We start from the raw sequence: 26,264 nt of genomic DNA, 5'->3' as shown, positions 1-26,264 counted from the left end.
TTTTATTTATTCTTCTTGTCCCGTTCATATTCCAATTCTTCCCGGGATTTTCCAGTATGCCATTCCCTTTTGCGCAGACCATGGTCGTCTCTCAATTTATTCTCGGTAATATTATGCACGGTAGCTTCTTCCGGTATTCCTTCAATCGTATGCTTTTCGTCTTTATTGTGCCAATTGTCGCCAAGAGTTTGAGATTTAAGATCCTTGCCTGTGACCCGTGAATTTAAAATATGGATCAGTTCATGTCCATAAACAATAAATCCGGGAGCAGGAATAGGATGATGATCCTTATCTTCATTCACCATTTCACTATCTTTTATCCGTTCTCTTAGCTCAACATCTTTTCCGGCAGGATCTGCGTTAGCAACGGAAGAATTATATTTATCCTTTTCTACTTCACGGCTGCCAACCTGCTCCTCAAGTTCTCTTTTCCTGGACATAAGCTTAGTATATATTTCTGAATCAAAATAGGCATCTAAAGTCTCCTCTTTTTCAGCGCGCTCAACATTCTCTTTGTTTTGCTTTATTATCTCTTCCAATTCGGGTCCATATTGCTTTAGTTCCCTATTTATCTCATGCTTACGATATACCCTTTCCTGTTTTTCCTTCCTGGACAGATTAGGGGCTTTGTTTTGTTTTATTTCAAGCGTTTGTTTTGTTTCGAGCAACCTTTTTAGCAATTCAGCTCCATTGGGCTGAGAAAGAAGTTTGGCATGCATCGCCCTTAATTCCTTCTTAAATTCAGGTGTGGCATCCTTATTTGTTTTTATGATACCTGTTTCATTACGCAGGGCGTTCCAATTTTGCTGGACCGTTTTAGTTTGTTCAGGCGTAAATTTAGCATCTTTGGGCAGGGGGAGATCTAAATTCATACGATGAACATAATCGACAAGATTTAAATGCTCCTGTTGTAAGTGATCTAGTGCATCCAAAGCGCTGTTGTCAATATCCCCGTTATCAAATGCGTCCTGAACCCGCTTGTATAAGCCTTTCTGCTCGTTTTCAATGCGCTCCATTTCTTTATTGGCATAGGATTGCTGATAATACTTGTATGCGCCTCCAGCCAAAGCTCCCATCCCTACCAAACCCAGACCAACGGGGCCTGTTAAAGCCGAAACGCCTAAATAAGCACCTACTCCGGCAGCTCCGGCCCCTGCCAATGCCCCTATGCCAGCTCCTTTTGCCATTTCCTTGTTCCTGTTCGTAAATTGCACGACATTGCCGGCTGTTTTTGCCTGAGTAATAGCGTTGTTTTGATCTATTGAATGAGATAACGGTGCTTCATGTGCTAATTTACGCTGAAAGGGGTGGATGGATGGCCGCGAAATGCCAGATGAACTATGATGGTTTGCTGCTGCACGGGAAGGGGGTTGTGCAACATCAGTACGGTTATGATTATCAAACATTTGAGGGACCGGTTTTTATTGAGATACAATTTTGATTATCAAACCTAATATACGAAAAAGAATCATCATGCCTTTAGTCGGGAGCGCTTAATCTTTCCAATAAAATAATGAATTGCGAGCGCCAATATAGTCCAGTAGAGAGCAAATCCAATAACCAGGAATGGGGGTGGAGGATCCGGCAGATTCATAAGTGGAAGAATGGGACCCGCCAGAACAATTTTAACAGGATACAACATTGTGGATACTATGCTCTTCCAGCCAGTAAGTGATTCCGTGCTCATAAAAGACGCTCCGTTTTCAGGAATGAGCCGGACGACTGACCGAAAAATTACGTTGTATATAAAAAGAAAGGCAAATCCACCAATGAGGAAGAGGACAACAAATCTTTTTCTTGAAATTTTCATGATCCCGCCTTTTTTAAGTGAGAGAAATGCTTTGAATTACAAAGTAACTAAAAGTACTTTGTAATTCAAAGTGTTTTAACAAAAACTTTTATAATCCGGTACTGAGAGAATTTCGTATGCTAAGCACCTAACCAGCGGTAGGGAAAGCCGGCTACTATCTGCATATCCAGCGTGGTCAATCCTTTCTGGCGGGAGGTATTTACATGCTGGAAAATGATAGCCCGAAAACGCTCCGGAAAGAGATTTCCGGCAATGCACTGGAGTTTGAGAAAATTGAGGTGAAGAAAGTTGCCAGCATTACTTCGGCGGTTTGAGCAAAGAAGGAAAAATAAAACGTATTCCTTCGGGCTTTGAAAAAGATGATCCGGTGGGGGAATACCTGAAACTGAAGAATTTCAGCTTTGTTGTAGGCTTCCTGGAGTATTTCCCTTTATTCCCGGTCATTTTTCCGGTATCCCATAGGCAGGAAATGCAGCCAGAAGAAACCTATCAGGAATAAAAACAGTGAGGCCAGAAATGCCGGCAGGGCAATATCCCTGTTTTCGCCGAGGGCGTTATTAAGACTGGTATAAAGCAGCCATATCTGGATGCCGATATTCAGGATAAGAATAATGATCAGCGCAGATATGAGCGTGTTTGTTTTATTTGGGTGCGCTTTATTTTGTGCATCTTTAAAATTGCTCATTTTTAATATTGTTAGATAGATTTTTAAATGGCAGCTGCGTTTTTAGCAGCATTCTGATTCCCGGCTTTCACATACACATCATCCCCTTTCAGCAATACTTCCAGGGCGGGTAATGGCCTGGGCGGCGGCCCTGCCAGCACTTCGCCTGTCATGGCGTCAAAGAAACCTTCATGACAGGGGCATACAATCTGCCCGGAGCCGGGCTTATAATATACTGCACAGGAAAGATGGGTGCATTTTTGTTCATATGCCTTCCAGTTGCCGTTTTCCAGTCGTATGAGAATATACGGGATAGTGCTTCCTTCAATAACAAAGGAACGGGTACCTCCTACAGGAACGCTGGCTGCTTTACAAACAAAATGTTCTCCTGTTACTTCTTCTGGCGGAAAGAAATTCGCTTTAACAGCTACGTAGGCGCTGCCCGCTGCAAGACCGCCGGAAACCAGGCAAAGGAAGCGGGCGAAATCCCGCCGGCTTACCTTCGTGGCTTCGGTTCTTTCTATCGGAAAATCCTCTTTCCAATGAGGTGCTTTTGCAGTTTTATCAGACATACTGTTCAGTTTAATGGATTTTCAGAAAGGTGCTTCCTTTGGGCATCATGATATTTACTTTCGTTGTCACTTCCTGTTCCCCGAAAATGAATTTATTTACCGGGGTGCTATTAGGGCGCATCCGGTTAATTTCTTCCCTGGTGCCGTAAAACAAGGCCTGGCTGGGGCAAACAGTGGCGCACATCGGTTTTTTGCCGGCGCTGGTCCGGTCGTAGCACATGTTGCATTTCATCATCATGTCGTATTTCTCTTCTTTGATGGGTACGCCAAAAGGACAAGCCATCACGCAGTTGGAGCAGCCTATGCACCGCGCGGTATTGGCGCTGTGTACAACGCCAAAGTCATCTTTGGAAATAGCGTCAGCAGGACACACTTTCGCGCATACGGGATCGTCGCAGTGCATGCATACCTGCACCGTGGTTTGGATAGTAACAGCGCGTTCCACGTAATTTACGTGGATCATACTTTCGTGGCCATTGGTTTCGCATTCCGCACAGGCCATTTCACATGCTTTGCAGCCAATGCAGCGCTGCATGTCCACGAAGAACTCCATATCGGTTTTGTAGGCGGTAACTTCCATCAGGTTATCATGTTTTGTGTGAATCAGATACTGTCAAATGCAGGTACTTCGCCCGGCTGGGTGAAAACTCCCAACGGCTCCAGCTGGCACGCGCATACTTTGAATTCCGGGATCTTTGACACCGGGTCCAGTGTGCCGATGGTCAGCTGGTTGGCTGATTTTTTGCCAGGCCAGTGATAGGGGATGAATACGGTGTCTTTCCGTATTGTTTCCACAATATTTGCCGGGAAATCGGCCGTGCCGCGCCTGGTGGTAACCCGTACGGTTTCGCGTTGCCGGATATTGTATCGTTGTGCCAGTTCAGGATGTATTTCGAGCAGCGGCTCGGGTATCAGCTCCACCAGTTTGCCGATCCGCCTGGTTTGTGTGCCACTGAGGTACTGTGATACTACCCGTCCGGTGGTAAGTACTACCGGGTATTCGCTGTCAGTTACCTCCGATGGTTGCCGGAACGGTGCCGGGTTAAAATGAGCCTTACCATCCGGGGTGGCAAATTTTTTATCTTCCCACAGTCGTGGTGTGCCCGGATGATCTTCGGAAGGGCAGGGCCAGAAGATGCCCATATTATCTTCCACTTTTTTATAAGTGATGCCATAGTAATCGGCCGTGCCACCTTTGGAGGCGATGCGCAGTTCATTAAAAATGGCTTCTGAGCTGGCGTAGTTAAATCGCTCTGCTTCTCCCAGCCTGGCTGCCAGTTCCAGTATAATGGAAGTATCTGTGCGGGCATTTCCCGGAGGGGTAACGGCCTGGCGTATACGAACTACCCGGCCTTCTGCAGTAGTAACGGTGCCTTCTTCTTCTTCGTGCAGGGAGCCTGCCAGTACGATATCTGCATGCCTGGCGGTTTCGTTTAAAAAGAAATCGATGCAAACATAGAATTCCAGTTTCTCGAGGGCTTCCCTCACATAGTTATTATTAGGCAAAGATACCAGCGGGTTGAAGCAGATAGACAGCAATCCTTTTACCTCGCCGCGATGTATGGCTTCTATCAGCTCCCAGGCGGTGAGTCCTTTTCCAGGCAGTTCCTGTTCCGGGATATTCCATACGCCGGCAATATATTTCCGGTGTTCCGGATTGGTGATGTCGCGGTTGCCCGGCAGCTGGTCGCATTTATGTCCATGTTCCCGGCCTCCTTGCCCGTTACCCTGACCGGTGATGGTGCCGTAACCGCAGTAGGGCCGGCCAATGCGGCCGGTAGCCAATACCAGGTTGATACAGCCCAGTACATTGTCTACTCCTTTGGAGTGATGTTCAATACCGCGTGCATGGAGGAGAAAACTGGTGCTGGCTTTGCCCCATAGTTCCGCTGCCATTTGTATTTTTTCCTTTTCGATACCGGTAATGGTTTCCGCCCATTCAAGGGTATAGTCCTGTACCGCTGCAATAGTTTCCTGGAACCCGGTGGTATGCTGATCAATAAAATCATGATCCAGCATATCATGGTCCGCCAGGTATTTAAGCATGGCGCCATACAGGGCAGAATCTGTTCCTGGTTTTATCGCGAGGTGTATGTCTGCCGTTCTGGCCAGTGGAATAACCCTTGGGTCTATGACAATCAGTTTTGCGCCGTTGTCTCTTGCCCGCCAAAGCCAATGGGTGAGGGTAGGGAAAGTTTCGCTCACATTAGCGCCGGTAACAATGATCACCTCCGCATGTTCCAGGTCGGCGTAGCTGTTGGAGGCACGATCCAGCCCAAACGCCTTTTTATTCCCGGCGCCGGCACTCACCATACACAATCTGCCATTATAATCCAGGTTGGCGGTTTTTATAGCTACCCGCGCAAATTTTCCCATCAGGTAGCTTTTTTCGTTGGTGAGTGACACTCCTGATAAAACCGCGAAAGCATCTTTCCCATGATCGGCTTGTATCTGCCTGATAGCGGCAGTAACCCTGCTGAGTGCATGATCCCAGGAAACCGGCTTAAAGCCTTCTCCTTCCACCCGCTCCAGTGGTTCCATTAACCGGTCGGGGTGATTATCCTGCAGGTACCGCTGTACGCCTTTGGGGCAAAGCCGTCCTTCGTTGAAGGGGAATTCCATCCACGGTTCGAACCCAACCACTTTGTTGTTTTTTACCAGCAGCTGAATGCCGCATTGCATACCACAGAAGCAGCAATGAGTTTTAACGGTGGCATCAGGTTCATCCCTGCCGGTGTATCCCTCCTGGGGAGCAAAGTTGAGATGAGGGCCGAAATGGGCAATCAGTTTATCGGTGGAAACGGGTAATTTGGCCATGCTGATCGTATTTTATTTTCGGGTAATGCTTCTTTGCGTTTATCCAAACAGCGTACCGCCTTCCTGCCGGGCCTTCAGATGTGCCTTGGCCAGCAGGGAGCGTTTTCCTTCCGGGCTGTAATCCAGGTGAGAGGTGCCGTCTTCCAGGGTGAAATCGAAACCTAATTGTTTGGTGACGGTCTTCAGATCGTCTACATGTAGCTGGGAGGTAAATGCCTTGCCCGTATGCGGACAAATCGCCATGCCTCTCTTTTCTCCTTCCCGCCTATAAATATGCGCACCTATCTGCGCAGGACGCTGGATAATATGAAAGAACTTGCCAAAGGGAATCCACACCAGGAAAAGGATCACGGAGATGGCATGTGTTACCGACATAAAATCATAGGCGATGCCTTTCATAAAAGCATAGCTGAAATTCAGTCCCAGCCCCGTTACCGAAATAATGATCAGGAGAATCAAGGGGAGCAGATCGCCTTCAAAGGTCTGGGATGCGATCAGGCCCGCATTGGTTAATCTTCTTACTAAAAAAATTACCGCGCCTGCTATAACAAACCAGGAGCACCAGGTTAAAGCATGAAAAATTAAAAACGCCATAACCGACCCCAGTTTAAAGTTCATTACTTTAAAACCGAAGAAGTTGGCAGCATATAATTTAGTAGCTCCCGGATCCAATGCGGATGCAGGGTCCAGGGTGAAATTGATCCAGCCAAGAGTGAGCGGAATGGTAATGGCGAATGCCGCCAGGCAACCGGACGCCAGCATAAAGTGCGCTATCCACCGTTTTTTGCCCCTGGGGTAGATAAAAGACTGGAACAGGAGGTTCTTTACGGAGTCTGCTACCAGGGAAAAAATATGAGCGAAGATTTTTCCGGAGAAGACCAGTTGCCAGGTGCGTTTAAAATACATCCAGGTAGGAGGCCTTTGCAGCCATACGCAATAACGGTAAATGCCTCCGAACAGCGCAAACAGGGTTCCGAATAAATAGGCAATTAAAGCAGGGTCAAAATTTTGCAGTTTCCTGGAGCCATAAAATGAAATCACTACGCAAACGAGGGTAGCAATAATCGAAATAATGGCCGCTTTCTTATTGAGAGAATGCTGCATGGGTACATTTTTGGATAGCTGAATAAGACAACGGGGTTATTTCTCTTGTATTTTTTTTGCTGAAAAAAGATCAATAAACAAACCAATCATCACGATCACCCACGTGCCTAAAGCTAATATAACAAATAAAGCGGAAATAGGTTTCAGGAAACTGAAACCGGTGATGGCCGCATATGTATACGTACATACACCGTACATGCCCAGTGGGAAAACCATCGACCAATACTGTGGATCGTACTTCAACTGCACGCCGGCAATAAAGTGCCGGTAGAAAAACATGATGAATAACAAAGGGAGCCACCAGCTGGCAAACGCCCAGAAAAACATCGTGAAAGCCTGTACGAAGCCGGCCCACTCGCCAAGTGTTTCATGTGCCCGGGCATACATGACAAGACGGGAACCTGCCAATGTAATAATCGCTACTGCGCCCATATTAATCCAGTAGGGTGGTGTGAGGGTTTCTGCTTTCATGCTGAAAAACAACCACCGGTAAAGGATTAGCCCGATAAGTACAAAGTAAAACATGCCACCTATCATATAAGTGCACAGGGAAATAAATGCAATCAGCCAGTGAAGTGCGCTGCTGTTGGCGATGATGGCCCCCAAAACAGCCACCGACTCTGTAGATACAACGATTAACAGCCAGGCGCCATTGATGCTCTGCTTCAGCGAAGGTTTGGGCTCCTTCATAATATTTACAAGGAAGAAAGTATATAACAGCAGTATCCAGAGTACAAACCCCGCTATCCATAATGCCAGCGCAATATCCATGCGACCGGTGATAAGCGCCACCTGGCTGCCCAGCACATTGTTACCGGCTACCAGTGTGAGGAAGGTTACGCCCCTGGCCGGATGATGGAGATCATTCCAAACCACTACCGGGAATTTTATAATCCGTAGAATAAGAATGATCCATAACAGCAGGTAAAAAAATATATTTAAACCGAGAAAGATACCGGCCATGCGGGGATGCGACCAGAGGAACATTCCTATGGAAACGATTCCTGTAGCCATTATCAGCGCAAAATAACCAGGGAAGAAGTTTTCCAGAGACGTGGTGTTAACCGGTTGACCAGGATGTGCGAGTCCAGCTTTAGACATGATCAGGGTTTTATGTAATTTAAGATTTACTGCGCATAAAAATCTTTTCGATGTATAAAAATGTTGGATAATTCACGCGGCTATTTTATTTTGTACCGTAAGATGCAACTATGACAGACCATAAAACCACACTAAAAATTTTTGTAAACTCATTTAAAGAATGGCTGTCGGCAAACTATTCCCTGCAAGAGATACAGGACCTGCAAGTTAATGACGCCAGTTATCCGGAGTGGCAACCAATAGAAGATTATTTTTCGGCCCTGCTGGCCGCCAGACAAATCAATCAGCTGGATGAGGAGGATCTGGCTCATTTGCTTTACCTCATTGCGCGGCATTGGGATATTGGAAGAATGATTGCATGGTTATCCCGGGCGCCTGTATTATCGAACCTCGGCGATCTTTCAGTCGAAGATTTTATGATACTTGCCAGGGCTGTGTCTCAATTATCCGGAACTGAATACGATGATGCAAAATATCAGTTTGCTGCCTGTTTTGAAAAAAAGTTCGATACACTAACGCCCGGAATAGCGCACATCCTTTTAAACCTTTACCATAGCAATGATGAATACACCAAACGGTTATCCCTGCTGGCGCTGGCAAAACTCAAGTATCCGGATATCAGGACGATATTGAAACAATCGTGGGACACCGTTGATGAGCAGTATCATAAGATTGGCTGCCTGCAGGCCATTGATGAATATATAAAAGACCCGGTACTGCTTAACGAATACCTCGCGTTGGCGGCCGGCGAAACAGGCGATGAACTGGAAAAATATGTCAGCTGGCTTAAAAGTAAATAAGGTGATAAGTATTGGATACTTGTCGCTTACTCCTTACAAGCTGAATACAAACCAGCATATATTATTTCTTAATTGCTGATCGTCAAGAACAAGTTCACGGATGGCATCCGGAAGTTGTTCCCGCTGCCATTGACATTCTTTGCGTCGCATTTCATCTTTTTCATTTTCAGGAACGGATTCCATCGCTGCTCTGATGGCGTAGGCTGCTGCACCAAGTTCATGTGCTGCAACGTGGGCCACTGCTACCGCTTGCCCGGCTGCCAGTGCTGCAAACCTGGCGGCGTCAGGCAATCCTTTTGCAGCAGCATTTGTAGCAAAAGCTGTTTTGTGCGCTTCTTTCATAGTGATTTCTCCGTTTACCCATGCCCGTGTCAATGCTATTGCTTGTTGTGGCCGGTCGTCGTCAGAGGCCTGCTCAAACAGGTGCAGCACATGTTCCGCGCAACTGGCGGCCCATAATGCCAGCAAATGATGATGGATATCTGTCAAAGTGCCACCACGTCTTATCGTTATAAATCTTGGGTCCCTTTGTTTCGGTAATATCATGGTGTGATTATTTTTTTGAATAGTGTAAAAGCCGGGACATGATTACCAGCATAAGCACACTCGTAACATAACACATGATCCTGAAAAATTCAGGTACCCGGAAAATCTCCGTGGTATAAATCGTCCGCATAGCGATTCTTTTAAATCCGCCTGTAATATAAAATGTGTATTTTTATTTTCATCAATAAAAACCCATATTATGACAGTAGAACAAATTGCTGCACGTTTAACGGAACTTTGCCGGCAGGAAAAATTTGATGTGGCACAAAAAGAACTCTATGCCGATGATGCAGTTAGCATAGAACCCTATGCCACGCCTGGCTTTGAAATAGAAACCAAAGGACGGGAGGCTTTAACTGAGAAAGACAAAAAGTTCAGTGCTATGGTGGAAACCAGGTATGGCACGGAGGTTTCGGAACCATTGATCGCAGGCAATGTTATTGCATTCGTGCTCACCATGGATCTCAAGATGATTGGCAGGGACCGTATGAAGATGAGTGAGCTTTGCGTATATCATGTGAAAGACGGTAAAATTATTTCAGAGGAGTTCTTCATGTAGCTTACTGGTATTATTAATATTACGTTTGGGCGTTCCCGTGCCCGGAGTGTAAGAAATGTTGAAAATACACTTAATTATTTTTATCTTTCCGGTAGACAATTATACGCGTAAATTCCATGTCTACACTCTCTCAGATACTCGAACATAAGATCATTGCCATCATCCGCGGGGTACAGCCGGCAGATGTGCTGCGGGTGGCAGAGGCCATTTATGCCGGCGGCATCCGCCTGCTTGAAATAACAATGAATTCAAGCGAGCCACTGGCCGTTATCAAAGAAGTGTCCGCTAAAATGGGCGATAAAATGATCATCGGCGCCGGCACTGTGCTGGACGCCGCTACTGCCAGGGAAGCAGCAGCGGCGGGAGCTCGCTTCATACTTTCTCCCATACTGGAACCGGAAGTGATCAAAACAGCCCGGGAACTGGGTGTGGTGAGCATTCCCGGCGCCTATACGGCCACTGAAGTTTATGCAGCCTACAAACAGGGGGCAGACATGATTAAGGTTTTCCCGGCTACCTCCGCTGCTTATATCAAAGATATTTCCGCACCACTGCCTAAAATGCACCTGCTACCTACAGGTGGCATCACACCCGAGAACATCAAAGATTTCCAGAAAGCCGGTGCTGCCGGCTTTGGCATTGGCAGCGCCCTGGTGAGTGCCGGTGTTGCCGTTACGCCGGAATATTTGCAGCAACTCGCCATAAAGGCACAACAGTTCGTCCGAGCCATTCAATCCTGAAAAAGTAATACATCGTTATGAAGATAAAAAGCTATGAACTGTTCCAGGTGCCGCCACGCTGGCTGTTCCTGAAAATAGAAACGGACGAAGGCATTATTGGCTGGGGCGAACCGGTGATAGAAGGGAAAGCCGCCACGGTTAAAACTGCGGTGGACGAGTTAATGGAATACCTCCTGGGCAAAGATCCTATGCATATTGAAGACCACTGGAACGTGATGTACCGTGCCGGCTTTTACCGCGGCGGTCCCATCCTGATGAGCGCCATTGCAGGCATCGATCAGGCGTTGTGGGACATTAAAGGGAAGTATTACAACGCGCCCGTCTACCAGCTACTGGGCGGCAAAGCGCGCGACAAAATGAAGGTCTACTCCTGGATTGGCGGCGACCGTCCCGCTGAAGTAGGAGCGGCTGCCCGTAAAATGGCAGAACAGGGCTTCCTGGCCGTAAAGATGAATGCTACGGAGGAACTGCAGTACATTGATAGTTATGAAAAGATAGATGCCGCCATTGAACGCATCGCTTCCGTGCGCGAAGCCGTTGGACCGGGCATCGGTATCGGCATCGACTTTCACGGCCGCGTGCACAAGCCCATGGCTAAAATACTGGCCAAAGAAATGGAGCCGTTCCGGCCCATGTTTATTGAAGAGCCGGTACTGCCGGAAAACAATGAAGACCTGCGCGAGATTGCGCAACACGTAGCCATCCCCATTGCCACCGGTGAACGCATGTTTTCCAAATGGCAGTTCAAAACACTGCTGAAGGAAGGTTACGTGGATATTATCCAGCCGGATGTTTCCCATGCCGGGGGCATCACCGAATGCAAAAAGATCATCTCCATGGCAGAAGCGTTTGACGTGGCAGCAGCGCCGCATTGTCCGCTGGGACCTATTGCGCTGGCGGCCTGCCTGCAGGTAGACGCTACCTGCCACAACGCTTTTATCCAGGAACAAAGCCTCGGTATTCATTACAACCAGGGCAGCGACCTGCTGGATTACCTGGCGGATAAAACAGTATTCCAATACAAGGATGGCTATGTGGAAATTCCTTCCAAACCAGGTCTTGGTATAGAGATCAACGAAGCGCATGTAAGGAAAATGGCCGCTGAAGGCCACAACTGGCGTAACCCCGTGTGGCGGCATACCGATGGCAGTGTGGCGGAATGGTAAACACAGACCTGTAAAAACTACATGAAAGCACTCAATCCTAATGCGAAGCCTTCAAAAATACGCTACCAGGTACTGTTCCTGATATTTGTGAATGTAGTGATCAACTACATGGACAGAAGCAACCTGGCGGTAGCCGCTTCTGAAATAGATAAGGAATTTAAATTGACTCCGGTGCAACTGGGGCTGGTCTTTTCAGCCTTCAGTTGGACCTACCTGCTTTTCCAGATACCCGGTGGTATATTGGTGAACCGTTTCAGTCCGCATATCCTGTATGCCATCTGTCTTATTAGCTGGTCGTTTGCCACGGTTATGCAGGGATTTGCAAAAGGCTTTGCCTCTCTTTTTGGCCTCCGCATGGCCACAGGCGTATTTGAAGCACCGGCGTTTTCCATCAACAACCGGGTGGTGAGTAATTGGTTCCCTGACAATGAGCGGGCTTCTGCTATTGCTGTGTATACCTCCGGCCAGTTCCTTGGCCTGGCCTTCCTGATGCCGGTACTATCTATGATCCAGCTGGAGGTGGGCTGGAGAGGGCTATTCCTCGTGACTGGCGTCATTGGCATCATCTGGGGAATAGTATGGTACCTGTTTTACCGGGACCCGCTCAGGCACAAAAGGGTTAACGCCGCGGAGTTGCAGCATATTGAAAACGGTGGCGGCCTGCTGGACAAGCAAGCGGCCGAAAAGAAAACGGCTTTCCGCTGGGCCGACCTGAAAGCGGTGCTTTCTTATCGTAAGCTCTGGGGTATTTATATCGGACAGTTTGCGGTGAACTCCACATTATGGTTCTTCCTCACCTGGTTTCCAAAGTACCTGGCAGACTACCGGGGTCTTGATTTCATTAAATCAGGTTATTGGGTGTCCGTGCCTTATGTAGCAGCGTTTACAGGCATTTTGTGTTCCGGTTTTTTATCTGATTACCTGGTGAAAAAAGGAGTGTCTACTGCAAAAGCGCGCAAGCTGCCCATCATCATAGGTTTATTGTTATCCGCTTTTATACTGGGTGCTAACTATGTAAGCCTACCGGGGCTCATCATCTTTTTTATGTCCCTGTCATTTTTCGGGGTGGGCTTTGCTTCCATCACCTGGATATTTGTATCTACGCTGGCGCCCAAACACCTCATCAATCTTACAGGCGGTGTGTTTAACTTCATTGGCCAGCTGGCCGGTATTGTTGTACCCATTGTAATAGGTTTCCTGGCAAGGGGAGGCAACTTTGCGCCGGCGTTGGTTTTTGTGGCAGTACTCGGACTGCTGGGTGCATGCTCGTATATTTTCCTGGTGGGGAATGTAGAACGGATAAAAAGAGGAGATGATGAATATTAAACAGCAGCAGATGAATTATTTTTTAAGTTGTGACTGGGGCACCAGTTCTTTCCGGTTACGATTGGTGGAAACAAGTAACCTGAACATCATAGCAGAAGAAAAATCAGGTGCTGGTATTGCCGGCACTTACCAGCAATGGCAGCAAACATCGCTGGCCCGGGAAGATTTTTTCGCATCGGTTATCAATCGCCAGATCGATACACTGGCGGAGAGAACAGGCATTCCGCTGCAGGATACGCCGGTAGTGCTGTCCGGCATGGCATCTTCCAGTATTGGCATGGTAGAGTTGCCTTACAAGGAGCTGCCCTTTAACATGAGCGGAGCAGATCTGGCGGTACATACTTTCAACAGGTTCATCATTATTTCCGGCGCCACCAATGGACATGATGTGATGCGTGGCGAAGAAACGAAAATAGCAGGCTGCGGGTCATTGTTACCGCATACAACGCAGGACCAATGGCTGCTCATGCCAGGCACGCATCCAAAACATGTGGTAGTAAACCGTCACCAGGCCATTCGTTTTCAAACCTTCATGACAGGCGAATTTTTTGACCTGCTCTCTACCCACAGCATCCTCGCCGCGTCTGTAGAAAACGGCGGAACGCTGGATGACCCGGCATCGCTCGCCTGCTTCACAGAAGGGGTACAGGCCGGAAGGTCGGACAACCTGCTGCATGCAGCCTTTATGGTACGCACCAACCAGTTGCTAAAAAAGATCCCTGCCGCCCATAACCGTTTTTATTTAAGCGGCCTGCTCATTGGTGCAGAACTGAAGGCTGTGCCACCTGGTACACCTGTATACCTGGTGGCAGGGCCGCAGCATGCTCCGCTTTACACACTGGCCTGCCAGCTATTGAATATTCCCGTAGCAACAGTAATAGATGCAGATGAGGCGCTGGTACGGGGACAACAGGCTGTTATTTCAAATCGGAAATGACGTTTCCCTGGCGCACTATTCAGGCAACTGCAGGTGAATATCAGGCCGGTAAATTTCCTGTACAAATGCCGGATTGGCCAAATCTCTAAATTGAAACTGACGATATAATCCGTGTGCATCTTTGGTATTAAGCATTATTCTCCTTAAACGCTTAGCCCATGGTTGTGCTAATATGTGTGTCAGTATTTTTTTAGAAATTCCCTGTCTCCTGTATTCTTCCAATACATAAAAATCCGCGAACCATCCAAAGGTGGAGTAGTCGGTGATCACCCTTCCAAACCCGATTTGCTGACCACCTGTAAAGGCGCCTGTACAAAACGAATGTTGCAGCGAGTTATCTACCAGTTCATACGAAATCCCTTTGGCCCAGTAGGAATCTTCACTTAAGAAACGATGTATCGCCTGTACATCCATGTGCTCTTTACCGGTTTTAATAATTACTGCTGGCATAATTGTTTTATGCAAAAATAGCTGCAGCCACTCGATTAGCACAGTCTCAGTTTTGATTATTTTAATGGACACAGTTATATTTGACAAATGAGTAAGGAGTTTCTGTATACTGAAATTACCAATGGCATTGCCGGCCAGATCAGGAGCGGAGTTTTGAGAGCAGGAGACCGGCTGCCTTCCGTCAGGATATTATGCCGGCAACACGGCATCAGCATGAACACTGCTAAAAGGGTATTCCTGGAGCTGGAAGCACAATCACTGATTGAATCAAAACCACAATCCGGCTATTTTGTAAGCCGCCTGCCTTACCTGAAACTTCCGCTTCCTGAAGTAAGCAAGCCTTCTCCGACCCGTAATAACAAAGAGCCGGAAGAACTGATCAGGAAAGTATATGAAAATATGGGGAGAGATGACCTGATGCCTTTTTCGATTGGCGTTCCTTCCGGAAGTTTGCTGCCTTTGGCGAAGCTGAACAAAGAGATCGTTAAGGCAACGCGTGAATTGGAGGGATGTGGTACCGCATATGAGCCTTTGCAGGGCAACGCAGCATTGCGTCGGATGATTGCCATCCGCTCGCTGGCATGGGGAGGAAACCTGCATGAAAATGACCTGGTTACTGCCAGCGGAGGGATGAATGCGTTATCTTTTTGTATGATGGCTTTAGCGAAGCCGGGAGATACCATTGCGATGGAAAGCCCCTGTTACTCCGGTATCCTGCAATTAGCCAGGAGTATAGGACTAAAAGTACTTGAGCTTCCTACACATCCCACCACGGGTATTGAAATAGCTGCTTTAAAGAAGGTGATTTCAAAGATCAACCTTTGCCTGTTGGTGCCGAATTTTAATACGCCTTTGGGTAGCTGTATGCCCGATGAGCATAAAAAAGAAGTGGTGTCGCTGCTGGCCAGGCATCGTATCCCGCTCATTGAGGATGATATATATGGCGATCTGTACTTCGGATCTCAACGCCCGAAATGTTGCAAGTCATTTGATGAAGAGGGGATGGTGTTGTATTGCAGCGCTGTTTCCAAAACGCTGGCGCCGGGTTACCGGGTGGGCTGGATTGCACCCGGCAGGTACAAGGAGCAAATATTGAAATTGAAGCTGGTGCATGCCATATCATCGGCTGCTGTTACACACGAAGCGGTGGCGGGTTTCCTGAAAAGTGGCCGGTATGAAAATCATCTTCGCCGGTTGCGTCAAACCTTACAGGGCAATTACCAGCATTATGTAAATACGATAGCCGAATATTTTCCGGAGGCACTAAAACCAGCCGGCCGCAGGGCGGACTTACTTTATGGGTGGAGTTCAATAAAAAAATTAATACCGCCGAACTGTATGACAGCACCATAAAACGGAAGATCAGCATTGCGCCGGGAAGGATATTCACCCTGCAGGATCAGTTTGAAAACTGTATGAGGCTTTCCATCGGTTTACCCTGGTCGGAAGAAGTGCGGAACAAATTAAAGCTGCTGGGCAAACTGGCGGTACATTCAATGTAAGCATCTATTGTTAGAAAGGGAGCTGCGATCTGTTGACCGCACCTTGTTTCAACAGATCGCAGCTCCCTGTTATTATGCTTTCACCGCCTGTGTGGCCCACCAGTTCTCGAAAGTAACCGCACCCTTTTGCGCTTCGCCTGCAGGCACCAGCGCGCTGTGTGTAACTTCACCACCGAAATACGCAGGCTTACCGTTAGGGATTACTTTACGCGGATCGTTGGCCAGTTGCAGATAACGCTCCACAATTTTGTACATCTCAAAACGCTCAGGTCCTGCAATTTCTACCCGACCATTCAACGGGGCAGCCAGTGCATATTTCGCTACGAACTTTGCTACATCATCTGAGGCGATAGGTTGGAACAATACATCTGAAAGATGCACTTCATTGCCTTCTGTAGCCTGATTGGCGATACCGGCAATAAACTCAATGAATTGCGTGCTGCGAACAATGGTGTAAGGCACGCCTGATTGCTCAATCAGTTCTTCCTGCACTTTTTTTGCACGCATGTAGCCAATGTTTTGCATGATATCCACGCCGACAATAGACAATGCTATGTGATGTTTTACGCCTGCATTAATTTCTGCGGCTAACAGGTTACGGCCTGCTGTCTGGAAAAATTCCATTACTGCTTTATCTTCAAAGGAAGGAGAGTTGGCGAGATCAATAACAATATCGGTTTCCTTCATGGCTTCCGCCAGTCCCTCTCCGGTGAGCGTGTTGATACCAGTTGCAGGGGATGCAGCGATCACCTGGTGACCAGCCTGACGAAGTTGATTTACCACTTTGGTTCCAATGAGACCAGTGCCTCCGATTACTACGACTTTCATATAATTTGATTTTTGTTTTTAATGATGCTACCTATCAGGCCAACCAAATGCCATCTTTAGTAAATCATTAAAAATCAATCAAATAGCAAGAGCTGGGGCATCTGTTTTTCACTGTATTTAATGAAACCACCAGGCCTTTCACTTTATTAAGGGATTTTATCAGGAGAAGTAGTCGCTCTTGGTGATGCCCAGTTTTTTTATTTTAGAGTGTAATGTGTTACCGGGAATTTGTAATACTTCTGCTGCACTGCCGGCACCGGAAATCTTGCCTTTACAGCGTTTCAGCGTTTCAATAATATAGTCGCGCTCCACTTCTTCCAGCGACCGGTTCTGCAGGAAAGCCTGTTCGTGTTTATCGGCATCTGCACTGCGCGGAATAAAAACATCGCTCAGGGTGCTGTCGGTAGCCAGCAGTACGCTTCTTTCAATAAGATGTTCCAGTTCCCTTACATTGCCAGGCCAGGTATAGCTACGTAATTGCTGTATTACCCTGGGCGCTATTTTCCTGATAGTGCGGCCTGTGTTCCTGCTATATTTCTTTACGAAGAACTGCGTGAGCGCTTCAATATCCTCCAGCCGGTCGCGCAGCGGGGGGAGGTTGATGGGAAATACATTTAACCTGAAATACAGATCGGCGCGGAAGCGGCCGGCTTTTACTTCTTCTTCCAGGTTGCGGTTGGTAGCGGCTACAAGGCGGACATTGATTTTAATGACATGTTTACCGCCCACACGCTCCAGTTCGCGCTCCTGGATTACACGCAGCAGCTTAGCCTGTGCCTCCAGTGGCAGCTCCCCGATTTCATCCAGGAATAGGGTACTGTTATCTGCCATCTCGAATTTCCCGATGCGGCGGTCTGTTGCTCCGGTAAAGGCGCCGCGTTCATGGCCAAATAGTTCACTTTCGATGAGGTTGGAAGGAAGCGCCGCACAATTTACTTTCACCATGAGGTTTTCTTTTCGTGGCGAGGCATTGTGAATAGCTCTTGCGATAAGTTCTTTACCGGTACCTGTTTCTCCCAGTATCAACACCGTAGTATTGGACGCTGCAACAAGTCCCATCAGGCGGTACACCTCCTGCATCGCGTCGCCGCTGCCAATGATTTCAGAAAAATTGTATATGGTTTTGATCTGTTCTTTCAGGTAATCATTTTCTATTTCCAGTTGCTTTTTATAAGCCAGCAATTTTTCATTTGCTAATATATTTGCCACGGCAACAGTAATCTGGGAACAGATACCTTTCAGGAGTAAGGGACCCAGGGAATCTGCCAGCAGCCAGATGGTGCCGATAATCTTGTCCCCCATACGTAACGGTAAGCCATACATATTTTTCAGGCCGGTGGATTTCCAAAGTTTCGCATAGTCATTACCGCTTCTTAATTCTTCATCTATATTGAATATTATTCCTTCCTTACTTGCGAGCACCTGTGCAGTATAGGTTTCATCAATTTTAATTTTACTGGAAGATAATTTATCAAAATCTGCCTGGGCGTTTCCGAATAGCCTGCGGTCAAACATAAATACGCCCAAATGGACGCCATCATCTTCCAATACGCGGATCATCGCAAGCTGTGTATTCATGGTTTTATCCAACACCTCGAAGATGGCGGCCTGCAGCTCATCTTTTGTGCGTACTTTGGTGATGGCGCTGCTGAAACCTAATAGAAAGGCTTGTTCTTCCTGTTTTTTGCTCACCTGCTCATTAGCCATAATATTGGCCATGGCTATGGATATCTGTGCACAAATACCCTGCAGCAGGTCTATCTTGATCTCTTCAATGTCGAGCAGCAGAATTCCGAGATCGGTTTCCCCGTTGCGCAACCGTATACCCACGAAATTTTCGAAGCCCATCTTTTTCCAGTATTGCAGATAGGCTGATGTGATCCCTCTCTGTATTTCTCTTTCTACATTAAATAGTAAAGGAATAGCACTATTGAGCACGCGGTTTTGCAAGCCATCGTTAACAGGATATTGGGCTTTTACCAGTACGGCGAGCGACTTCTCATCGCCTGCTGGTCCCAGATCATATACATATGCGCTCATCGTCGCTTTATCTTCATTGATGCGCCGGATGACGAAGCCGCTTTGCTGATCAAGTTTACGCAGCGCCGTGCGAACCGCCCGGGTGAGGTCTTCCTTTGTTCTTACGGTGGCTATAGCACTGCTAAAATCGAGGAGGAAAGATTTCTCTTTTTCTTTATTCAGTAATTCTTCGTTTTTAATAATATTGGAAACTGCACCCGACAGCTGTGGTGCGATACCATTCATTACACTTCTGAATTCATGATTAAAGCTGTCTGTCCGGTCCGAGTACAAATGAATAAAACCCATTGGCTTTCCTTCTTTCATCAGCCTTGTCATCAGTATTTCCCTTACCCCTCCTTCATAATTGACATGAAGGAAAGGTGGGCTCTGGGGCTTGTCCATTATTTCTTCCAGCAGAAAAGAAATAGGTGCTTCTGCTGTCAGTACAGCCTGAATGAAGGGATCGTTCAGGGAAAACCGGCCGGTTACCAGTTCCTTATATTTCAGATGGGTTCTGATGGGAGATCCTTCATTATCCAGCAGAAATGGATAATAGGTTTCGTCTTTATAGTCTATTAAAGTAATAATCGTATGCGTGAAGTAAAATAATCCCTTAATGTTGTTTTTAAAAAGTGTGATCAGGTCATTTTTCTCTCTTACTTTGGTAATATCGTTGCCGAGATCCAGCAATATCTTTCTTTCCTGCTCAAGTATTGCTTTCGTCGGCGGATGAAGCACTGACTCGTTTTTGATGGTTTTTTTCATATGGGGGCAGCCCAACCGGGTGTCTGAATCTTTGTTTGCAAAAAGGTGTGAAGTAATTCAGGCAAAAGGTACAAAAAAAATAAAAGGGGGCAAAGGCCCCCTTACGTATTTGTTAACTAATTGTTTAGCTGTAACGAGGCCGGGCCGAATTCTTCAAAATGAATAGAAGCCGCATCCACGCCATTTTCTACCAGGAACCCATAATGCCGGGTGATGAATGGAGCGGGTCCGCAGAGGTAATAATCTGCATCTGTTTGTAATACGTCTGTTTTAATTTCGGATAGGTCCACCCAGCCGGTATGTTGTGCCTGTACTTCCGGCTGATCATAGAAAATATGGTGGTTAAAATTGGAATAGGAGCCGGCCAGTTGTGTGAGCCGTTCTTTGAAGGCATGTACGGCCTCGTTGCGGCATCCATGTACCCAGGTGATGGGCGTATCTGCCTGTTTGCCGGTAAGCGCTTCGAGCATGGCCATCAATGGTGTTTGACCCACGCCACCGCTGATAAATACCTTCGGACGGGATATATTTTCATTCAGGGTGAAGGTGCCTGCAGGAGCGGATAATTCTACAACGTCTCCTTCCCGGGTATGATCGTGGAGGCGGTTGGAGATCATTCCGTCGGGGTGACTGGCGCCTGTTTCCCTTTTTACTGAAATGCGGTAGTATTTTCCGTTGGGAGCACAGGAAATGCTGTACTGACGGGGTTGCCGGAGGTTCAGTTCAGGCAGGAATAACCGCAGGCTGATATATTGGCCTGGCATAAAATCCGCTACCGCGCCACCGTCGGCCGGATACAGGTAGAAGGAAGTGATTTCGGAGGATTCTTTTACTTTTTGTTTTACAATAAAAGGTTTCCACCCGGTCCATCCGGCGTTTTTACTCACCTGTTTTGTGTAAAGATGTTGCTCATGGCCTGTCATGATCGCTGCCAGTTGCTGGTAGGCTAGGGCCCATGCCTCCAGCAGTTCCGGTGTGGCCGCATTTTCCAATACATCTGAGATAGCAGCCAGCAGGTGTTTGCCAACAATAGCATAGTGTTCCGGCCGGATATCGAGGCTGGTGTGTTTATGTCCGATGCTGTTTACCACCGGCATCAGTACTGCCGGATTTTCGATGTGCTCTGCATAGGCCAGTACTGCCATCGCTAATGCCATCTGTTGTTTTCCATTCTGCTGGTTGCCCATGTTGAATACGTGTTTCAGTTCCGGGTTATGGGTAAACATGCGTTGATAGAAATGGGTTGTCAGCAATACGCCATGCTCTCTGAGTACTGGTACCGTAGCTTTTACGAGCTGTTTTTGTTCCTGTGTCATCTTATTAAATTTTAAATAATAAAAGACTTTTTTATCCTTTATTTTTATAAAAAAAACTATTTGTTCAGGGTGAACTTCCCTTTAATCAGGCCCATATTGAATTTCCCGATGGAGGTATTGTTCAGCATCTGCGTGATCTGGTTCCTGACTTTCTTAAAATCGTCGTGAAGGGGACATGGATTGCTTTCGGAGCAGTAGGTGAGGCCTAATCCGCATCCGGTGAATATTTCGTTGCCATCAACGGCCGTTACGATATCTGCGAGGGGCCGGTTGAGGGAGGCGGTATCAAAGTAAAAGCCGCCGTTAGGCCCTTTGGCGGACTGGATCAGTCCTTCCCGGCTGAGTTTCTGAAGGATTTTGGCAAGGAAGGGCTCCGGGGAATTAATATGGCCGGCAATTTCTTTTATGCCAACCCTGTAGCCTTCATGAGAGCGTTGCGCAACGTAGAAAACTGCGCGCATCGCATATTCACATGTTTTGGAAAAGACTGCCATATATCTCCTGGTGATTTAATTACGGCACAAAGATAGGTACGGAATAATAAAAGACAAAAATATCTTTTATTATTGCCGCCTGGAGCTTCGCTGCATTATCCGGAAACGGTGTATTTATTTTTATTGTTAAAATGACACTTATATTATGTAGCTTTCAGATATGATGCCTGACTGGGTCAATGATCTGCTGCTATGAAAAAATTTGTTATTCTCTTCCTGATTATTTATCCGGTGATATTAACAGGCCAGGCCCGTACTTTATCCAACGTTCCTGCCTCTCTTAATCCCGGGAATGTTACCGTCAATATTTTTGTTGAAGGTTATAACCCAAAGACAGATGCTTTCAGATATCTGAAGTTGAACTATTTCTCTGTCTATAATGGTATTACCACAACGATACCATGCGAATTAGACAGCGGCGGAAAATCCAGTGTTACTTTCCCCCTGGTATTACCACAGGAAATTATGCTGCTGATAGATGGTAGCTACTCTATGATGTATGCGGTGCCTGGTCAAACTGAAAATGTATACTTCGATCTGGCAGCATTCAAGGCAGGTAAAAAACTGTCTGCCGGGGAAACCGGCACCACATTTTTATCCCTTCGTTTCTCTGGTGGGTTGTCGCACTTTAACCAATACTTAAATGCTTTCTGGCCAAAGCTGCCAGCCATCATTCCTTACGACAACCAAAAGAGAATGATTGACTCGCTGGAGCAATCCGCTTATAAGTCCTGGCGCCTTGCCGTGATGAAAAGAATGCTGGATACCCTGGATGTGTTCAACCGGAACCAACGTACCAGCAATGATTTCCGGCAGGCGATGTCCCAGCACATACATTACTGGGCTGCGGAGGATCTGGTAAGGTATGGCTGGCTGCACCGGCAAGGGAAACGGGAGCCGCTGACCAAAGAATATTTTGATTTTTTAAAGGAAATTCCCATTAATAACACCAAAGCCCTGGTAACCGGAAAGTATGCTGCTTTTTTAAGGGAATATTTCGAAATGTGGATGGGACGATGGCAACTTATACCCATTGATGTAACAGACGCGCAATTATATGCCTTTCTTGAAACGAATGCCGGTCCGGTTTCGCAGGAAGATAAACGGGCGCTTAAAATGCCCAAAGCCAGCCGGAACCCGCCGCAGGAGGCATTGGTGTCGCAGCTTTATTCCCTGTATGAAGTTAATTACAAAAATTTCAGGAACAATTTAAATATCCAGACCTGGCTGGCGCGGGAGTTGCCTCCTGGTATCGGAACAGATATTCTGTTGGCGAGGGTAATCAGCAATTATTTAAATCAATTCCGGCAACCACTTCTGCCGCAGAACATGCAGCTTATGACCCGGCATATCGGTAATCAACCTGTTTGTGCATTGGTAAAACAGGATAATGAACAGCTTAAGCAGGAACTTGCGGGTACATTTTCGCATGAAGGGAATCAGGGTAGATTTAAGTTGCAACAGGAACAGCTCTATCAGAAACTGGTTACCCGTTACAGTGGAAAGGTGATATACATCGACTTCTGGGCTCCCTGGTGCGGGCCCTGTATGGGCAAAATGCCAGCCTCTATAGCAATGGCAAAAGAACTAAAAGGGAAAGATATAGTTTTTCTATACGTTGGAGTGGAGTGTGATCAAAACTTATGGGACACGACTGTGAAAAGAATGTTTGATGGCGGGGAGCATTATTATGCAGATAAGAATGAATCAGTGCTGCTGGAAGCGAAATTTAATTTTTCGGGCATACCCCGCTATGTGCTTATCGATAAAAAAGGAGCGGTGTCGGATGACAATGCCCCGGCGCCGGGACGATCGGCAATACTAAAAAGCAAAATTGACATTTTGCTTGAAAATAACCAATAGTGACATACTTTCAGGGATCATCAGGCATTATATACCCGGTGGTCCCTGAAAGTATATTGCTCGCTGCCTCAGGCATCCGGTATTTCCGGCTCTACCAGCTTCGCAAGTTTTTCCAGTGATTCCTGCCAGCCCAGGTAGCACATTTCCACCGGTATCACGGCGGGGATTCCTTCCTGGGTAATTTTTATTTCTGTTCCCGCGATCGTTTTCCGGAGCCACACAGAAGTGGTCATTTCTCCCGGCAGGTTGGGGTCGTCAAATTTATCAGTGTATTTTAAAAACTCATTGGGTTTGAGTTCCAGGTATGTTCCACCGAATGAATGGCTGTTGCCGGTGGTGAAATTCTGGAACGACATTTTGAAAGCACCGCCTACTTTTGCCTGCTGCTCATGAACGGTACAAAGAAATCCGTAAGGAGGCAGCCAGGAGGCGATTGCAGTGGATTCAGTAAATGCGCGGTATACCTTTTCGGGAGATGCTTTAAGAACCCGGTGGAGTGAAACAGTATTGTTTGACATATGGAATAATTTTGTTCCTACTCATCTGGCTTTTCGGTTTCGCCCGTTTTTAGAGTGGTTGCTGCTCCACTGGTATTTATCGTTGACATAACAAAGATGGTAAGAAAACCAGATTCAGAGGCAGGCTATATACGACAATTTAAAGGGTGGTTTGCGACCCGTTTATGTCGCAGGTTATTTTTTAACGCCTATCGGTTATCTTTGACCACCAGTGATTTTTCTTTGGAAAGAAATAATAATGAGTATTGATATGTTTTTTGTCAGTGAGATAAAACAAACCAGGCCACCGGTGTTTAAAACACCGTTACAGCAACTGGTATATGAAATGTTGGAGGAGAGAGGGGTGAAGTATGAGCGGGTCGACAATGATCCTGCTATTACGATGGAAGACTGTATCAGGATAGATGAGCGGCTGAACATGAAAACGGTAAAAACGCTTTTTCTCTGCAACCGGCAGCAAACAAATTTTTATTTAGTGGTTACTACCGCCGGGAAGCCTTTTAAAACAAAAGACCTGAGCGCAGCGTTGGCGATTTCCCGCCTGTCCTTTGCGCCTGTTGAATTACTGAAATCAATGCTGGGAACAGATATAGGTGCAACCACCATATTCGGGCTGATGCTGGATGAGAAAATGGAGGTACAGCTGGTGATCGATAATGATATACTGGCAGAAGAGTGGTATGGTTGCAGCGATGGCACTACCACCAGTTACCTCAAACTGGGTACAGCCTGGGTGATAAACGACTTTATTCCTTCTACCGGGCATACGCCAAAATTGGTACAGCTATAGGATGCCGGTACTGCTTTTTTTAAAGAGAAATATTGTTCGCATAGCCGGTAACGTTAGTTAACATACCATAAGGGCGCCCTTATGGTATGTTAACTAACGGAAATCAGGGTCGCTTATATTCCCCGTCCGTTACATGTTCCAGCCAATCTACCATTTTGCCGTCCAGGTTTTCCTGTATGGCTATATGGGTCATACCGTTGGAAGCCGAAGCACCATGCCAGTGTTTCTCGCCAGGTTCAAACCATACTACATCACCCGGGCGTACTTCTTCCACAGGGCCGCCTTCACGTTGCACCCAGCCAAGGCCGGCTGTAATGATGATGGTCTGACCCAGGGGGTGCGTATGCCAGGCCGTTCTTGCACCCGGCTCAAAAGTGACCGTGGCCGCGGCGGCCCGGCGGGCATTGTTCGCGTCAAATAAAGGATCAATGCGTACAGCCCCGGTGAACCAGTCGGCTGGTCCTTTGGCAGAGGGCTTGGACGCTATTCTTGTTATTTCCATTACGAGGCATTTTTCAAAGAGTTCATGTCGATCACAAAGCGGTATTTCACATCACCTTTCAGCAAACGTTCATAGGCTTCGTTGATTTGCTGGATATTGATCATTTCAATATCCGCGGTAATATTATGTGCTCCACAAAAATCCAACATTTCCTGCGTTTCAGCAATGCCGCCGATCATTGAACCGGAAAAACTTTTGCGGCCCATGATCACACTGAAGGCGGCAACCGGCAGCGGATGCTCAGGGGCGCCTACTAATGCCAGCGAACCGTCTACCCGCAGCAGGTTCAGGTAAGCATTGATATCATGCTCCGCAGATACGGCGTCCAGGATAAAGTGCAGTTTGCCCCTGTAGGCGGCCATCTGCTCTTCATCTTTGGACAGCACCACTTCGTTGGCGCCCAACCGTTGGGCTTCTGCGAACTTTGATGCGGAAGTGGTAAAGGCTACCACATGTGCGCCCATGGCTTTGGCTATCTTTATGCCCATATGACCCAGGCCGCCGATACCCACAATACCCACTTTTTTTCCGGGGCCTATGTTCCAGTGACGCAGGGGAGAATAGGTGGTGATGCCGGCGCATAGTAATGGCGCTGTTGCGGCCAGGTCAAGGTTTTCTGGTATGCGCAATACATAGTTCTCATCTACCACAACACTTTCTGAGTAACCGCCAAAAGTAGGCGTATCCAGGTATTTATCGGGCGAATTATAGGTTTGGGTGGGGCCCGGCTCACAGAACTGTTCCAGGCCTTCCTGGCAGTACTGGCATTCCCGGCAGGAGTCAACCAGGCAACCTACACCCACTACATCTCCGACCTTGAATTTGGTCACATGATCGCCTACACGAACAATCCTGCCTACGATCTCATGACCCGGAACACAAGGATACACGGTGAAATGCCATTCATTACGCGCCGTGTGCAGATCGGAGTGGCAAACCCCGCAATAAAGAATATCGATCTCCACGTCGTGCGGAGTCGTTGTTCTTCGCCTGATGTCAAGCATGTTCAATGGCGCTTCCGCTGCCGGTGTGCCATATGCTTTTACTGATGTGGTACTCATAATTTTTATTT

At 47.1% G+C, this 26,264-nt stretch carries 25 protein-coding genes and 1 pseudogene; 10 read left to right on the top strand and 16 right to left on the bottom strand.

Features of this window, described 5'->3' with window-relative positions; genetic code table 11:
* Positions 1 to 2: 2 nt before the first annotated feature.
* Positions 3 to 1,406, bottom strand: a complete 1,404-nt coding sequence (locus tag QFZ51_RS20880) for a hypothetical protein (RefSeq protein WP_429048541.1) — start codon at positions 1,404 to 1,406, stop codon at positions 3 to 5.
* Between the two features lie 559 nt (positions 1,407 to 1,965).
* On the opposite strand from QFZ51_RS20880, the pseudogene QFZ51_RS20875 reads away from it, so the two are divergent.
* Positions 1,966 to 2,124 (top strand): annotated as a pseudogene (locus QFZ51_RS20875) (DUF2461 family protein); the annotation flags it as partial.
* 116 nt (positions 2,125 to 2,240) lie between these two features.
* Here the strand turns inward: QFZ51_RS20875 and QFZ51_RS20870 are convergent.
* Genes QFZ51_RS20870 through QFZ51_RS20845 form a run of 6 tightly spaced genes read right to left on the bottom strand, consistent with a single transcriptional unit; the run spans position 2,241 to position 8,068 of the window.
* On the bottom strand, positions 2,241 to 2,495 hold the full coding sequence (locus tag QFZ51_RS20870) for a DUF6755 family protein (RefSeq protein ID WP_429048539.1): 255 nt from the start codon (positions 2,493 to 2,495) through the stop codon (positions 2,241 to 2,243).
* Positions 2,496 to 2,518: 23 nt separating this feature from the next.
* Positions 2,519 to 3,046, bottom strand: a complete 528-nt coding sequence (locus QFZ51_RS20865) for a Rieske (2Fe-2S) protein (RefSeq protein ID WP_429048537.1) — start codon at positions 3,044 to 3,046, stop codon at positions 2,519 to 2,521.
* A gap of 10 nt (positions 3,047 to 3,056) precedes the next feature.
* Positions 3,057 to 3,626, bottom strand: a complete 570-nt coding sequence (locus QFZ51_RS20860; protein WP_370910607.1) for a 4Fe-4S dicluster domain-containing protein — start codon at positions 3,624 to 3,626, stop codon at positions 3,057 to 3,059.
* Positions 3,627 to 3,649: 23 nt separating this feature from the next.
* Positions 3,650 to 5,863: a molybdopterin oxidoreductase family protein gene (locus tag QFZ51_RS20855; RefSeq protein ID WP_429048535.1), complete on the bottom strand. Its 2,214-nt coding sequence runs from the start codon at positions 5,861 to 5,863 to the stop codon at positions 3,650 to 3,652.
* A gap of 39 nt (positions 5,864 to 5,902) precedes the next feature.
* Positions 5,903 to 6,967 carry a hypothetical protein gene (locus tag QFZ51_RS20850; protein WP_429048534.1) on the bottom strand — a complete coding sequence of 355 codons (1,065 nt, stop codon included), beginning with the start codon at positions 6,965 to 6,967 and terminating at the stop codon, positions 5,903 to 5,905.
* Positions 6,968 to 7,003: 36 nt separating this feature from the next.
* Positions 7,004 to 8,068: a tellurite resistance/C4-dicarboxylate transporter family protein gene (locus tag QFZ51_RS20845; RefSeq protein WP_429048532.1), complete on the bottom strand. Its 1,065-nt coding sequence runs from the start codon at positions 8,066 to 8,068 to the stop codon at positions 7,004 to 7,006.
* Between the two features lie 110 nt (positions 8,069 to 8,178).
* On the opposite strand from QFZ51_RS20845, the gene QFZ51_RS20840 reads away from it, so the two are divergent.
* Complete coding sequence (locus QFZ51_RS20840; protein ID WP_429048531.1) at positions 8,179 to 8,868, top strand: hypothetical protein; 690 nt, start codon at positions 8,179 to 8,181, stop codon at positions 8,866 to 8,868.
* A 33-nt stretch (positions 8,869 to 8,901) separates the two neighbouring features.
* Here QFZ51_RS20840 and QFZ51_RS20835 read toward each other — a convergent pair whose 3' ends face one another.
* Positions 8,902 to 9,414, bottom strand: coding sequence for a putative immunity protein (locus tag QFZ51_RS20835; protein WP_429048529.1), 513 nt, complete (start codon positions 9,412 to 9,414; stop codon positions 8,902 to 8,904).
* Between the two features lie 199 nt (positions 9,415 to 9,613).
* Here QFZ51_RS20835 and QFZ51_RS20830 point away from each other — a divergent pair, with 199 nt between their 5' ends.
* The 5 genes from QFZ51_RS20830 to QFZ51_RS20810 all read left to right on the top strand — a co-directional run bounded on the left by QFZ51_RS20830 (position 9,614) and on the right by QFZ51_RS20810 (position 14,142).
* Positions 9,614 to 9,973, top strand: coding sequence for a SnoaL-like domain-containing protein (locus QFZ51_RS20830; protein WP_429048527.1), 360 nt, complete (start codon positions 9,614 to 9,616; stop codon positions 9,971 to 9,973).
* Between the two features lie 116 nt (positions 9,974 to 10,089).
* Positions 10,090 to 10,713 (top strand): bifunctional 4-hydroxy-2-oxoglutarate aldolase/2-dehydro-3-deoxy-phosphogluconate aldolase, encoded by a 624-nt coding sequence (locus tag QFZ51_RS20825; protein WP_429048525.1) that lies wholly within the window; start codon positions 10,090 to 10,092, stop codon positions 10,711 to 10,713.
* A 17-nt stretch (positions 10,714 to 10,730) separates the two neighbouring features.
* Positions 10,731 to 11,879: a galactonate dehydratase gene (dgoD, locus tag QFZ51_RS20820; protein WP_429048523.1), complete on the top strand. Its 1,149-nt coding sequence runs from the start codon at positions 10,731 to 10,733 to the stop codon at positions 11,877 to 11,879.
* Positions 11,880 to 11,900: 21 nt separating this feature from the next.
* Complete coding sequence (locus tag QFZ51_RS20815; RefSeq protein WP_429048521.1) at positions 11,901 to 13,205, top strand: MFS transporter; 1,305 nt, start codon at positions 11,901 to 11,903, stop codon at positions 13,203 to 13,205.
* The gene (locus QFZ51_RS20810) at positions 13,192 to 14,142 is read left to right on the top strand and encodes a 2-dehydro-3-deoxygalactonokinase (protein ID WP_429048519.1); all 951 of its coding nucleotides are present in this window, start codon (positions 13,192 to 13,194) and stop codon (positions 14,140 to 14,142) included. The genes QFZ51_RS20815 and QFZ51_RS20810 overlap by 14 nt, the downstream gene beginning before the upstream one ends.
* 15 nt (positions 14,143 to 14,157) lie before the next feature.
* Here the strand turns inward: QFZ51_RS20810 and QFZ51_RS20805 are convergent, their stop codons facing one another.
* Positions 14,158 to 14,592, bottom strand: a complete 435-nt coding sequence (locus tag QFZ51_RS20805) for a GNAT family N-acetyltransferase (protein ID WP_429048518.1) — start codon at positions 14,590 to 14,592, stop codon at positions 14,158 to 14,160.
* Between the two features lie 87 nt (positions 14,593 to 14,679).
* On the opposite strand from QFZ51_RS20805, the gene QFZ51_RS20800 reads away from it, so the two are divergent.
* Positions 14,680 to 15,945 (top strand): PLP-dependent aminotransferase family protein, encoded by a 1,266-nt coding sequence (locus QFZ51_RS20800; RefSeq protein ID WP_429048517.1) that lies wholly within the window; start codon positions 14,680 to 14,682, stop codon positions 15,943 to 15,945.
* A gap of 221 nt (positions 15,946 to 16,166) precedes the next feature.
* Here the strand turns inward: QFZ51_RS20800 and QFZ51_RS20795 are convergent, their stop codons facing one another.
* From QFZ51_RS20795 to QFZ51_RS20780, 4 genes are all read right to left on the bottom strand, one after another.
* Entirely contained in the window at positions 16,167 to 16,922 is a 756-nt protein-coding gene (locus QFZ51_RS20795) for an SDR family oxidoreductase (protein ID WP_429048515.1), read from the bottom strand.
* A gap of 159 nt (positions 16,923 to 17,081) precedes the next feature.
* Positions 17,082 to 19,682, bottom strand: coding sequence for a sigma 54-interacting transcriptional regulator (locus tag QFZ51_RS20790; RefSeq protein ID WP_429048513.1), 2,601 nt, complete (start codon positions 19,680 to 19,682; stop codon positions 17,082 to 17,084).
* Between the two features lie 143 nt (positions 19,683 to 19,825).
* Positions 19,826 to 21,067: an NO-inducible flavohemoprotein gene (gene hmpA / locus QFZ51_RS20785; RefSeq protein WP_429051595.1), complete on the bottom strand. Its 1,242-nt coding sequence runs from the start codon at positions 21,065 to 21,067 to the stop codon at positions 19,826 to 19,828.
* Between the two features lie 14 nt (positions 21,068 to 21,081).
* Positions 21,082 to 21,519 carry an RrF2 family transcriptional regulator gene (locus QFZ51_RS20780; RefSeq protein WP_429048511.1) on the bottom strand — a complete coding sequence of 146 codons (438 nt, stop codon included), beginning with the start codon at positions 21,517 to 21,519 and terminating at the stop codon, positions 21,082 to 21,084.
* Between the two features lie 192 nt (positions 21,520 to 21,711).
* Here QFZ51_RS20780 and QFZ51_RS20775 point away from each other — a divergent pair, with 192 nt between their 5' ends.
* A complete protein-coding gene (locus QFZ51_RS20775) occupies positions 21,712 to 23,382 on the top strand; it encodes a TlpA family protein disulfide reductase (RefSeq protein ID WP_429048510.1) in 1,671 nt (556 codons plus the stop codon).
* Between the two features lie 68 nt (positions 23,383 to 23,450).
* Here QFZ51_RS20775 and QFZ51_RS20770 read toward each other — a convergent pair whose 3' ends face one another.
* Positions 23,451 to 23,900 carry an SRPBCC family protein gene (locus QFZ51_RS20770; protein WP_429048508.1) on the bottom strand — a complete coding sequence of 150 codons (450 nt, stop codon included), beginning with the start codon at positions 23,898 to 23,900 and terminating at the stop codon, positions 23,451 to 23,453.
* Between the two features lie 250 nt (positions 23,901 to 24,150).
* Here QFZ51_RS20770 and QFZ51_RS20765 point away from each other — a divergent pair, with 250 nt between their 5' ends.
* Positions 24,151 to 24,690 (top strand): prolyl-tRNA synthetase associated domain-containing protein, encoded by a 540-nt coding sequence (locus QFZ51_RS20765; protein ID WP_429048507.1) that lies wholly within the window; start codon positions 24,151 to 24,153, stop codon positions 24,688 to 24,690.
* A 103-nt stretch (positions 24,691 to 24,793) separates the two neighbouring features.
* On the opposite strand, the gene QFZ51_RS20760 is transcribed toward QFZ51_RS20765, so the two are convergent.
* Both QFZ51_RS20760 and QFZ51_RS20755 read right to left on the bottom strand, forming a co-directional pair.
* Complete coding sequence (locus QFZ51_RS20760; protein WP_429048506.1) at positions 24,794 to 25,192, bottom strand: (R)-mandelonitrile lyase; 399 nt, start codon at positions 25,190 to 25,192, stop codon at positions 24,794 to 24,796.
* Positions 25,192 to 26,253: an NAD(P)-dependent alcohol dehydrogenase gene (locus tag QFZ51_RS20755; RefSeq protein WP_429048505.1), complete on the bottom strand. Its 1,062-nt coding sequence runs from the start codon at positions 26,251 to 26,253 to the stop codon at positions 25,192 to 25,194. The genes QFZ51_RS20760 and QFZ51_RS20755 overlap by 1 nt, the downstream gene beginning before the upstream one ends.
* Between the last annotated feature and the right edge of the window lie 11 nt (positions 26,254 to 26,264).

Source organism: Chitinophaga sp. W3I9, from assembly GCF_050434025.1.
Lineage (GTDB): Bacteria > Bacteroidota > Bacteroidia > Chitinophagales > Chitinophagaceae > Chitinophaga.
This window is presented reverse-complemented; position numbering and strand designations above follow the sequence as displayed.